Annotated in this window: 7 protein-coding genes and 2 tRNA genes; 7 read left to right on the forward strand and 2 right to left on the reverse strand. The window is 68.4% G+C overall.

Annotated elements, in window-relative coordinates; all coding sequences use genetic code 11:
* The first annotated feature begins 20 nt into the window (after nucleotides 1-20).
* The 3 genes from HMPREF3167_RS09250 (at nucleotide 21) to HMPREF3167_RS09260 (ending at nucleotide 5,407) form a co-directional block, all read left to right on the forward strand.
* Nucleotides 21-93: transfer RNA gene (locus HMPREF3167_RS09250), tRNA-Arg, on the forward strand.
* A gap of 192 nt (nucleotides 94-285) precedes the next feature.
* Nucleotides 286-5,106: a hypothetical protein gene (locus HMPREF3167_RS09255; protein WP_148132439.1), complete on the forward strand. Its 4,821-nt coding sequence runs from the start codon at nucleotides 286-288 to the stop codon at nucleotides 5,104-5,106.
* Nucleotides 5,099-5,407, forward strand: coding sequence for a hypothetical protein (locus HMPREF3167_RS09260; RefSeq protein ID WP_145989890.1), 309 nt, complete (start codon nucleotides 5,099-5,101; stop codon nucleotides 5,405-5,407). Before HMPREF3167_RS09255 ends, HMPREF3167_RS09260 begins: the two co-directional genes overlap by 8 nt.
* Here the strand turns inward: HMPREF3167_RS09260 and HMPREF3167_RS09265 are convergent.
* Both HMPREF3167_RS09265 and HMPREF3167_RS09270 read right to left on the reverse strand, forming a co-directional pair.
* The gene (locus HMPREF3167_RS09265; RefSeq protein ID WP_062614121.1) at nucleotides 5,404-6,060 is read right to left on the reverse strand and encodes an SAF domain-containing protein; all 657 of its coding nucleotides are present in this window, start codon (nucleotides 6,058-6,060) and stop codon (nucleotides 5,404-5,406) included. The genes HMPREF3167_RS09260 and HMPREF3167_RS09265 overlap by 4 nt on opposite strands.
* 69 nt (nucleotides 6,061-6,129) lie before the next feature.
* Nucleotides 6,130-6,777 carry a 5-formyltetrahydrofolate cyclo-ligase gene (locus HMPREF3167_RS09270; RefSeq protein WP_062614120.1) on the reverse strand — a complete coding sequence of 216 codons (648 nt, stop codon included), beginning with the start codon at nucleotides 6,775-6,777 and terminating at the stop codon, nucleotides 6,130-6,132.
* 82 nt (nucleotides 6,778-6,859) lie between these two features.
* Between HMPREF3167_RS09270 and glp the strand changes: the two genes are divergently transcribed.
* The 4 genes from glp to HMPREF3167_RS09290 all read left to right on the forward strand — a co-directional run bounded on the left by glp (nucleotide 6,860) and on the right by HMPREF3167_RS09290 (nucleotide 10,048).
* A complete protein-coding gene (gene glp / locus HMPREF3167_RS09275) occupies nucleotides 6,860-8,074 on the forward strand; it encodes a molybdopterin molybdotransferase MoeA (protein WP_062614119.1) in 1,215 nt (404 codons plus the stop codon).
* A 162-nt stretch (nucleotides 8,075-8,236) separates the two neighbouring features.
* On the forward strand, nucleotides 8,237-9,283 hold the full coding sequence (locus tag HMPREF3167_RS09280; RefSeq protein ID WP_148132440.1) for a hypothetical protein: 1,047 nt from the start codon (nucleotides 8,237-8,239) through the stop codon (nucleotides 9,281-9,283).
* The gene (locus HMPREF3167_RS09285; protein WP_070446579.1) at nucleotides 9,280-9,912 is read left to right on the forward strand and encodes an alpha/beta fold hydrolase; all 633 of its coding nucleotides are present in this window, start codon (nucleotides 9,280-9,282) and stop codon (nucleotides 9,910-9,912) included. The genes HMPREF3167_RS09280 and HMPREF3167_RS09285 overlap by 4 nt, the downstream gene beginning before the upstream one ends.
* Nucleotides 9,913-9,975: 63 nt before the next feature.
* Nucleotides 9,976-10,048 (forward strand) — tRNA-Ala (locus HMPREF3167_RS09290).
* The last annotated feature ends 442 nt before the right edge of the window (nucleotides 10,049-10,490 follow it).

Raw genomic sequence — 10,490 nt, forward strand, 5'->3', positions numbered from 1 at the left:
CGGGTAGTCTTGCAGGGCATGCCCTCGTAGCTCAGTGGATAGAGCACGGCTCTCCTAAAGCCGGTGTCGTAGGTTCGATTCCTATCGAGGGCACTTTTCATGCCCGTAGCGCACTGTGCCGGCAGGTGGCGTGGCTAACTGGTGGGTCTGGAAGCTTTCGTCGCGTAACTGGGCCTTTGCGGGCTCAGATTCACCAGTTGTCCGCGCGATCTGCGTGTGGCGGGGCTCGGGGCGGTTGCGGCGCGCGTCTGTCAGAAGTGGCGCAGTCCTCTGTACGGTAAGAGAGTGAGTCCTTTCTTTAAGCGTAAGAAGTCCCAGCCGAAGGCCGACGAGCCCGCGGTGGCGCAGGCGCCTGCCGAGCAGGCTCAGCAGGCCGAGCAGGCCCCCGACCTCGAGGAGTCCGCGCCCGAAGCGGCGATCCCCGCGCCGGAGCCCACCCGCTCCCGCGAGGAGCTCCTCGACGCTGCCTACCGCGCCTGGCATGCCGAGCTGGCAGCGCGCGCCCAGCAGGCGGACGAGGTCACGTCGGATGAGGCCAACGGTGTCATTGACTTGACCCACCCGCACCCGACCGGGGCGGTGGCCTTCGCGTCCGGCTCGGCGGTGCGGATCACGTCGCTCATCCGTGAGAACGTGGCCCAGCGCGAGGCGCTTGCCAACCTGCGCCGGCTCCAAGCCACCACGCGCCGCATCTCGGAGATGTATGGCCACGCGCCGGTCTCGCTGTCGGTGGGGCGGCTGACGTGGTCCGAGCTGCCGTCGGTGCCGAAGTCTGAGGCGCCCGCGGCCCCCACGAACGTTGAATTTGCCGAGCTCACGGGCGAGTTCATCCTCGACAACGACGGCTCGCTCGTGTCTGTGGACACCGACGGGGAATCCTCCGCCACCTTCGGCGGGAGGGCCGACGACGCCGATGGTGCCGCTCACGCCGACACCCTCGGTGACGCCCGTGCCGAGGATCCGGCAGACGCACACCGGGCCAGCTCTGACGAACAGGCAGGCGTGCAGGCGGCCGAGCCCGCCGGCGAGGAGCGCGCGGTGGAGAGGGAGCCGCGCCAGGCCGTCGTCGTGAAGGAGCCGGCACTGTACCGGAGCGTGGTGATCGAGTTCGAGGAAGGCGACGCGGCCGTCCGCCAGCTCAATCACACGATGATCAACCCGGCCTATCTGCGGGCGTTGCGCGAGAACGGGGCCACGGCCGAGCAGTTGGCGGAGCTGACCGGCGCGGCGGCGTCGATGGACTTGGAGCAGGTGCTCGAGCTGGTCGCGGCCTATGGGCGGAACTTCCTGCCCGGATTCGACTTTGAAAACGAGATGCTGCTCGGGTGCTTCGAGCGCCCAGAGCGGACCATGCTGGCCGATCTGGAGGCGATGGAGCCGTACATCCGGACGTCGGGGATCATGATGGCGCTGGCGGGGGATGAGGAGACACGCCGGTTGTCGGCGGCGCCACTGCCCCCGGGTGGCGAGGAGGATCGCGCGCCGGAGGTCGAGCGCGGGGCGGGCGACCTGGACGTGGCCGAGCTGAACGTGGTGGAGGCGGTGGCCTCGGGGCGGTCGATCGTGGTGGATTGCCCGCCGGGTTCGCAGCGAGTCCAGACCGTGGCATCGATCTGTGCGGATGCGGCGGCGTCGAAGAGATCCGTGGTGGTTGTGCCCTCGCGGCTGTCTTCGGGGCGCCAGCTGATCGCGGAGCTCGAGCGGCTCGGACTTGGCGACCTCGTGCTTGATTTTTCGGCGGTGGAAAAGGTCCCGCAGCGGATCCGCACCGGTCTGCGCCTCGCCACCCCAGAGCTGCCGACCGAGGACACGCTGCAACTGCGCGGCGAGTTGGTCTCCGCGCGTCGTCAGCTCGAGGCGTTCGTGGGCGACCTGCACCGCGTGGACGAGGACTGGGGCACGTCCATCCACGGCCTGCTGGAGAAGCTCGCCGGGCTCATGGCGAAGCCGGACGCGCCGCAGACGCGCGTGCGCCTGGGTAAGACGGCCGTGGCCGCGATGAAGCGCGACGGGATCGAGGCGATCACAGCCGACCTCGACCAGGCAGCCGAGCTTGGCGCGTTCGACCCGGCGATCTCGCGGTCGGCTTGGGCGGGCTCGACCATCTTGAACGCGGCCGACGGGCAGAGCGCGCTCGACGCCGTGCGGCGCCTCAACGACATCACGGTCCCCGCCGCGATCAGCCAGTCCTCGCGCTCGGCGGGCGAAACCGCGATGAAGCAGCCCAAGACGCTCGCGGAATGGTTCGAGCAGATCGACGTGCTCGACGGCATCGCCGACTCCCTCGACACGTTCTTGCCGGTGGTCTTCGAGACCTCGCCGATGAACCTGGCGATCGCCACCGCGCCCAAGCAGTGGCGCGAGGCGCACGGGCACTCCATGAAGATGTCCGACCGGCGGCGCTACCGCAAGCAGGCGCTCGACATGGTCCGGCCCGGCGAGTCCACGGCCACTCTGCACGAGGAGCTGCTCAAGGTGCAGCAGCGCCGCGAGGTGTGGCGCCGCTACAGCCCGGAGGGCGGCTGGCCCACCCTCCCCGACGGCCTCACTCAGATCCGCGCCACCCGCTCCGAGGTGCAGCGCGACCTGGAATCATTACAGTCGTACCTTGGCGGCGAGTCGCTGCTCGACATGGACTTCGACTCCCTGCAGGCTCGGCTCGCGGCGCTTGTTGCCGACGCCGGACACATGGCCACCCTGCCCGAACGCAACGCCACGTTGGCCTCGCTGCGCGAGCGTGGATTGGGCGAGTTCATCGAGGATATAGCGAACCGGCAGGTGGCACCAGCGAGGATCGCGGCCGAGCTTGACCTTGCCTTCACGAGCGCGGTCTTCGAGGAGATGATCCGCACCACCCCGGCCGTGGCCAGCTTCGGCCCGAGCGACCTCACCCGCCTCCTTGACCGTTTCCGCCAGCTCGACCGCGCCCATACCCGCACCCTGTGGGGGCCGGTGCTACGCGCGGTGGTGAATAACGCGCGTGAGGCGATGCAGTCGCGCCGCCAGGACACGCTCCGCCTGGATGAGATCCTGGCCGAGCAGGGCCTGTCCGGCCTGCGTGACGCGATTGCCACCTACTCCCGGCTCGTGCAGAGTGCGCGGCCCGTGTGGGTGGTCCCGCCGAACGTGCTGGCCGAGTTCATCCCGCCGATGCCGTGGGCGGACCTGGTACTCGTGGAGGCCACCGACTTGGTGGCGCCGCTGATCTCCCCGATGATGCGCGGCCGCCAGGCCGTGGTGGTGAGCGACCTGCGCCGGCCCGACGCCGAGGCAGTGCGGGTCTTCGACGAGGTGCTGCCCGTGGCCACCCTGCCCACGTTGCGCGCCGAGCATGACGCGCTGTCGGCCCATGCGCTGAAGGAGATCGGCTACGAGCTCTCGGCGATCCCGTCCGTGCGTGCGAGCCGTGAATCGCGGCTCATCTACGTGGACGGGCGTGGTGTTCCGGGGATTTCCGGGGACGGCGCGGTGGAGTCCACGCAGGTGGAGGTCGAGGCGGTGGTGGACGCCGTCATCGAGCACGCGGTGGCGCGCCCGGGGGAGACCCTCGCCGTGATCGCCCTGTCGGTGCTACACGCGAGCCGCATCCGCGACGCGCTGGTGGCCGCCGATTCGAGCGACGTGCACCGGCTGAAGGACTTCGTCATCACCGACATCACGCGGGCCGCCGGCCTGCGCTACGACCACGTGATCCTCTCGGTCGGCTATGGCAAGACCGTGCACGGGCGCGTGCTGCACACCTTCGGCGCGCTCGCCACCCCGGCCGGCCTGGCCGGCCTCATCGACACGATCGCCGCCGCTGGCTCCGACCTGACGATCATCTCCGCGCTCGGGCCGGGTGATATCGACACGCGCCGCGTCTCCACGCCCGGCCCCAAGCTGCTCGCTCGCTTGATCGAGAACTCCGCTGGCGCCGACGTCAGCGCCACCTTCGACGACGCCGTCACCCCGCTCCTCGCCGACGTCGCCCAGCGCTTGGGCGCCCGCGGCTGGCAGACTCGCGCCGACTACGGCTACGAGGGGTGCCCGCGCATCCCGTTGGCGGTGGGCAAGGACGGCCGGTTCACCGTGGCCGTGGTGCTCGATGACGAGGCGTACGTGGCCGAGCGCTCCCTGCGCCGCCGCGACCGCTTCTGGATCGAGACCCTTCAGGCGCACGGCTGGTCCGTGTTCCAAACCTTCTCCAGTTCCCTCTTCATCGATCCCGCCGGGCAGGCTGACGCCATCGAGGCGTTGCTCATGGCCAGCTTTGGCACGCCGGGCGCGCCCGTCCAGGTCCCGATCGTCGACGACGACGGCACTGCGGTCCGCGACCCCGAGCGCAGCGACGAACTGACGACGAGCATCGGGTTGGGCGCGGCAATCGGTGCCGGTGCCGTGGCGGCAACGGGCGCTGATGCCGAGCCGGTCCGCGTGGCGCGGCCGCGCGGACCTCGCCCCGAGGTGGTCCCGGGCCTTAGCCTGGCCGCCTACTCCGACGACCAGCTCGACGACATGACCGCCTGGATCGCCTCCGATGGCCTCGTCCGCGGCGAGGATGACTTCGTCCACGACCTACGTTCCGAGCTAGGCATCACCCGGCGCGGGGAGCAGGTGGACGTGATCCTGCGCAACGTGGCCCGGCGCTCGGGCCTGGTTGGCGTGGCCGTGGAGGCATCCGCATACGTGGCGCCTGAGGCCGCGGCCGAAGTGGTTGCTGAAACGGCTGCCGAGCCGGTTGCCGAAGAGGTGGCTGTGGTTGAGCTCGCCGCCGAGCAGTCCGAAGATCCCGCTCAGGACCTAATTGTGGAGGTGGCCGAGCCGGAGTCCTTGGCAGAGTCCCAGGTGACCGTCGGCGAAGAGCCGGAGCACGGCGTCGACGAACCGGCACCTGGATCGGTAGCCGAAGAACCGGCCGATGAGCCGGCAGACGAGCCGACCGATGAACCGGTAGACGAGCCGGCTGTGGAGGAGATGACCGAGGAGGAGCCGACCGCTCACGAAAAGCCGGCCACGGCCCCCGACGATCCCCTGTTCGCCCCGGTGGACTATGAGATCGTGGAAGAGCGGACGGATGATCTAGATCTCGGTGATGAGGACCCCTTCCTAAGCGGCGATAATGACTGATATGGACGACGCGGTGAGCCAGGCGGGTAAGCCGGTGCGGCGTCGTGGCTCCCGCCGCGTCGTCATGGTCTCGCAGGTGGATGCGAAGCGGATCGCGGCAGGTGAGTTCGAATCGGTTGAGGAGGTTTTGCACGCCAGCGACGCCAAACAGCCCGCGCGCGAGCAGCACCCATCCGGTCGCAAGCCAGCCAGCCACAAGCCCCGCGATCCCAAGGGCAAGGCCAAGCAGCCCGCGCCCTGGCTCAGTGCCCGCGACCAGGAAATCCTGAACGAAGTACCCCCACATTTTGGCAAGCTCTAACCGCTAGCGGGCCCGGAGAGCACGGCGTGCAGGGGCGCCCGCGTGGACGCCCCGATCACTTTGTGGATCTCCTTTTCCGGGACGGCCAGGTAGAACACGCGCGTGTCCTCGGTGGTGCCGAGGAAAGTGCTGGTGCCCTTCTCGTGGGCAATGCCGGCCACGAGTACGTCCCGGGCGAGGAGGGTGGCGGCGCCGTCGGTGAACTCGTCGGGCGGGCTGTAGAGGTTCACCGTCACGCCGGGTTGGAGGATGGCGAGGCCCCCGGCGTCGGCGACGGGCAGCGCGGCGATCACGGTCCCCGCGGGCGCACGCCCGAGGAACTCGGAGGAGAGCAGGTTGGACGTGAAGACAGGGGCGCCCTCGGCAACGGGCGCCACCACGAACTCGCCGACCACCAGCTCAGCCTCTCGTGCCACGTCGGGCAGCTCCTCGGCAAAGCTGACCACCCGCACGTCGCCGTCTTGAACGCGCTCCCCGCCGGAGAGCGGCCGGGCGGCCACCACGGTGGCGAACGCGGGCGGCTCCTCCTTCTCGGGCAGCAGCGCCTGGATCGCGAGGACGGCGAAGAGGGCCATGCCCACCCACCTCCAGCGCCACATGAGCGCCCGGATGGGTGTGGTGCGGGACGAGGAGGGTGCGCGCGTGATCTTCATGCACCCGATTGTGCCAAGTCGCCCCGCGCAAACCGCCGAGTTATCGGCTAAATGTGGATGGCACCCCCGTTAGAGATGCTGTGGAAAAGTCTGGCCCGCGGCCTCAGTGGGGACGATCTCGGTGGGGAAGATGGCGTATGGCACCCGCACGTCCATGTCGTCCTGCGGGATCGACACGTCAAGCAACTCGTCCGCAAAAATCATCGCGCCCACGGCCGCCTGCGGGGTCGTCTGCTTGAGCGCCCGGTCATACCAGCCACCGCCTTGGCCAAGCCGCGCGCCGTTGCGCGAGAGCGCCAGCGCAGGCAGGATCATCGCGTCCACGCCCGCCAGGATCGAGTTGTCGAAGGCCTCGCCTTCGGGTTCCGGCGGCCGCCCGGGCGCCATGTTCACCAGCTCCGTACCGGGCTCGAAGTATCCCCAGGCGCGGGAAAGGCCCGGGCCGAGCTTGGGCAGGAGGACGCGCTTGCCGGCGTCGTGAAGTGCGGTGAGGACGAATGCGGTGGACGGTTCGGCGTTCGTGGACACGTAGCACGCGACGAGCTCACGCTCGCCCACGAAGTCCATCACCGTGGGAACCCAGACCTCGGCCAGCTCGGCGAGCTTGCGTTTTGAGCGCTGCTTGCGGTGCTCGCGGACCGCGGCACGCAGGACCTGCTTGGCTTCCTCGACCTCGACGTCGGCGATGTCGGGAATGCTCAACGGGGAGATTGACATGCCCCCATTCTTCCATGAAAGGAAGAAGTGCCCGGGGAAGCTACGCTCTTGGGTAAACTGGTCTTAATCTAGAGGAGGCCCGATGAAGTCTGTTGCCGACCACCTTGCCGAATGCCTCGCGGTGGCCCAGCCGCTGCCGCCGTTTGCCGTGGCGCTTGGCGACGCCGTGGGGTGCGTTCTCGCCGAGGACGTGCGTTCCCTTGTCGATGTTCCGCAGGCGGATTTGGCGGCGCGGGACGGGTATGCGGTGCGGGTCGCCGACGTCGATGGCGCCAGCCGCGACAACCCGGTCACCTTGCCGATGCTCGAGGAGGTCCGTGCCGACACGGTGGATCCCACGGCGATGGTGGAGCGCACAACCGTGCGCATTTCCTCGGGTGCGGTGCTGCCTGCGGGGGCGGACGCCGTCATCCCGATCGAGGCCACGGACCAGGGCAGGGCCGAGGTGCGTTTCTTCGCGGGCACGCGCGAAGGCGAGAACATTCGCCGCCAGTCCGAAGATTTTGCCGCCGGTGAGGTGCTGCTACGGGCGGGCGTGCGTATCGGGTCGCGCCAGGTCGCGGTGCTCGCCTCCGCCGGGCACTCCACCGTCATGGTCCACCCCGCCCCGCGCGTCGTGGTCATGGCCATCGGCGATGAGCTGCAAGAGCCCGGCATGCCCGCCACCCGCGGCAAGATCTACGATGCCAACTCCCACGCTCTCTCCAGCGCGATTCGCGATGCCGGCGCCGAGGTTTTCCGCGTGGGCGGCGTGAGCGACGACAAGCGCGAGCTGCGCGAACTGCTCGAAGACCAGCTGGTCCGCGCCGACATCATCATCACCACCGGCGGCCTGTCCTACGGCGGCGGCGACACCCTTAAAGAGGTGCTTTCCCCTCTCGGCACGGTCCGCTTCGACAACGTGGCGATGGCGCCGGGCCGCCAGCTCGGGGTCGGCCGCCTGGAAGGGGAGACCACCGTGTTCTGCCTGCCTGGCTCGCCCGTGGCTGCGATGACGGCCTTCGAGGTCTTCATCCGACCTGCGCTTCGCCACATGGCCGGCTACTCCTCGATCAACCGGCGCTCGATCCGCGCCGTCGTGGAAAAGGGATGGGAATCGCCGGAGGGCCTGCGAGAGTTCGTGCGGGCGCGCGTCGTCGGCAATCCGCACGAGGGCTACCGGGTGGAGCCGCTTGGCGACCCGGGCCGGCCGCTCCTGACCGCGCTTGCCACCGCGAACTGTTTGGCGATCGTGCCGGAGGAGCAGCGGGCGGTGCAGGTGGGTGACACGCTCGAGTGCGTCGTCTGGGAGCGGTAGCCGGGGTCGCCGAAGGCCTGCCGGAGGGCCCGGCGGGCGTGACTGGTGTGGCCAATGTGAAGGATGTCTGAATTCGTCACAAATGGCGCCAATCCAAGGATACGGGCAACACACCAGCGCCGGTTCGCCGCGCCCTTCCCGCTTTCGTCATAGCGTTGGACCATGGGTATCGAAGGGGCAGTTGTCGCCATGGGAACGCTGTTCCTCCTGGCATACGTCATCCCCCAGATCACCCGAAGGAGAGCCGTTTTCGCGGACGCGCCAATCGGTGAGCGCTACTCAGAAGACCTGAGGCTCATCACCGAACGGACCCTGCGCCAAGAGGGCGGCGATCACGGCAGGATCTTTACGACGGAGCGAACAATGAGCACACCTACTCGGCCGAGCGGCACCCGTGGTCCCGACGCAGCCAAGATGCGGGCCATCGCCCGCGACCGTTCACGTGCTCGCGCCCGCATCGCCCGCCGTGGCGCTCACCAGCAGCGCGCTCTCGTGGCTGGCGCCGCGCTCGCGGTCCTGGCCGCGGCGCTGTGGGTGGCGGTCGGGCTGACGTCCCTCGCTCCCGGGTTTGCCATTGCGGCGACGGCGGTCGGCGGGCTCTACTTGCTCGGTGTCGGCTACCTGGTCTCCTCCTGGGCCGTGCTCAACACCGCCGACGAGGAGCGCATCGCCAAGGCCAACAAGGTGTTGCGCCGGGCCAAGCGCGCGGGTGTTCGCGACTACGTGGCAGCTCGACCGGCGGCGGAGCTGGAAGTGGCTGAAGTTGGCTTGGCTGAGGTCGAGGCGGCCGAGGCTGAGGTTGGTGAAGATGAAGTGGCCGCGGCGAGTGCCGCTGAGGCGGCTGCGGCCGAGCCTGCCGTGGAAGCGCCTGCGGAGGTGCCCGCCGTCGAAGCGCGCCCGGCCCGAAAGGCTCGTCCGGCGAAGGTCGTAAGTGCGCGGGTCGACGTCGTCGAACGTGAGGAGCGCCCCGCCGACGTGCCGTCCTACACGCTGAAGGCGGTACGGCGCACGGTCAAGCCGTACGAGGCTCCCGAGGCGCCGGTGGCCGACGTACCCTTCCGCCCCACCCGGCTGGGGGAGCGGATCGGGGACGGGCCGCTCGAGGCGGCGAACCCCGCACCGGCCATGACTGGCAATGAAGAGTTCCGTGCCGACGTGCTCGGCGGTGGCTCCACGCTGGACGCGCTGCTCGACCGCCGGCGGGCATGACGGCCGTCGCCTTCATTCACGGCCACGCCCACACGCCCGAGGTATGGCGGCCGGTCGCTGACCACTTGCCGCCCGCGTGGGCTGTCGTGGCACCCGACCTCTTCGCCGTGGCGCGCGTCGGTTCCGACGCCGACGCCCACCGCCACGCCATGGCCGCACACATCAACCGCGACCTGGCGATGATGGGCCTGGAAGAGCCCGTGATCGTGGTAGCCGAAGGGCTCGGCGCGATTCCCGCGATCCATTACGCGGTCGAGCACCCGGGCCGGGTGGCCGGGGTCTTCGTTTCAGGGCCGAGGCTGGCGTTGCGGCGTGGGGAGTCGATGCGGTTGCAGGTGGGCGCGGTGATGCGACGGAAGGGGCCGACGGCGGTGACGTCGGAGCAGATGGGGACGTATCTTGCTGGGCTGGTCGGACTCGATGAGCGCGAGGCGGCGGCGCAGGTGCGGGTGCCGCGCGTGGCGATCGCCGGGGAGAAGGACAGTGTGGGGACCCGGGGTGCCACCGAGCTCCAGGGTGCTGGCTGGGAACGCGACGTAGCCAGGGAAGCCTCCGAAGACTGGTATGCCTACGCGCCTGCGGCGTTCGCCGCGCGGGTGGCCGAGTTCGCCACGGCTCACGGGCTTTAGTGAGCTACTTTACGGTCGCGGACGGGCGAAGGGCGGCCGAGTAGTGCTACTATCATCTGGTCAGGGGCTATGGCGCAGTTGGTAGCGCGTCTCGTTCGCAATGAGAAGGTCAGGGGTTCGAATCCCCTTAGCTCCACGATGAGGAGTCCGAACGGTGAAAAAGCCTTCGGGCTTTTTCATTAGTAAGGACGACGAAATAGTGCTTAATCCCGTTAGGGATTACTAGCACCATTAGGAAGTTCATTTTGATACAAAGTGAGCGTCCTTTTGCTTTGCCCACGTGGGTGGCGTTGTGGTCTTATAGGTCAGGTTGTGTTGGTTTTTGGGCTGTCTTTCGTTGCTACAAAGCCGAAAGGTGGGGGTTGGACTCGTTGTGACTTGAGTTCTTGGTTGGCCAGGTCGTGTTGGTTTTATCCCGGTTTTTGATTGATATTCCGCGGTAAGGTCGGGGTTTGAATCGGTTTGGATTAGGGAATGGGAAATCCTCGATGCAAAATCTGTGGTGGCACGACGCAAAAATGGGGCTCAACTCGAGCAGGTAGGCCAAGGGGTTGCGTCCCTTAGTGTGGTGTAACGCT

Source organism: Trueperella sp. HMSC08B05, from assembly GCF_001808405.1.
In the GTDB taxonomy this organism is placed as follows: Bacteria; Actinomycetota; Actinomycetes; order Actinomycetales; family Actinomycetaceae; genus Trueperella; species Trueperella bernardiae.

Bases quoted from the DNA above. Each gene is read 5' to 3' on its own strand.
- HMPREF3167_RS09260 (WP_145989890.1), top strand. From the start codon at position 5,099: ATGACTGATATGGACGACGCGGTGAGCCAGGCGGGTAAGCCGGTGCGG.
- HMPREF3167_RS09265 (WP_062614121.1), bottom strand. From the start codon at position 6,060: ATGAAGATCACGCGCGCACCCTCCTCGTCCCGCACCACACCCATCCGG.
- HMPREF3167_RS09270 (WP_062614120.1), bottom strand. From the start codon at position 6,777: ATGTCAATCTCCCCGTTGAGCATTCCCGACATCGCCGACGTCGAGGTC.
- glp (WP_062614119.1), top strand. From the start codon at position 6,860: ATGAAGTCTGTTGCCGACCACCTTGCCGAATGCCTCGCGGTGGCCCAG.
- HMPREF3167_RS09280 (WP_148132440.1), top strand. From the start codon at position 8,237: ATGGGTATCGAAGGGGCAGTTGTCGCCATGGGAACGCTGTTCCTCCTG.
- HMPREF3167_RS09285 (WP_070446579.1), top strand. From the start codon at position 9,280: ATGACGGCCGTCGCCTTCATTCACGGCCACGCCCACACGCCCGAGGTA.